At 52.0% G+C, this 342-nt stretch carries 1 protein-coding gene; it reads left to right on the plus strand.

The annotated features are described in order from the left end of the window. Positions 1-162 precede the first annotated feature (162 nt). Complete coding sequence (locus tag FYC48_RS27935; RefSeq protein WP_160149706.1) at positions 163-306, plus strand: hypothetical protein; 144 nt, start codon at positions 163-165, stop codon at positions 304-306. The last annotated feature ends 36 nt before the right edge of the window (positions 307-342 follow it).

A 342-nucleotide genomic window follows, 5' to 3' on the forward strand; every position in this document is an offset into this window, starting at 1 on the left:
TGCGATCTCTAGAATCGCTAACGGTTCTTCGATGATCGATGGTTTTGTTCCGTGCTCAGAAGAAGCTCATCGCCTGTCGATGTTGCTTCAGATCGCAGACGGTTTGACAGATGGCGACTAACCAACGCCTGATGGGAGCGGCGCTTGGCACGCTACACTCCAATGTCGCCAATCGCTATGTCACGTGACCTCTGTTTCCTGGGATTCGCTTTGGGTGTCACGGAGCAATTGTTCGTATTGGATGCGAGGTTGTTCTTCGATTCACTTGATTTCACACACAAGCGGATGTGGACAACCGACGCCTGACGGGGATGCCGAATTTCCTCTCATGCTTCCAATCGG

The organism is Roseiconus lacunae (genome assembly GCF_008312935.1).
Lineage (GTDB): Bacteria > Planctomycetota > Planctomycetia > Pirellulales > Pirellulaceae > Stieleria > Stieleria lacunae.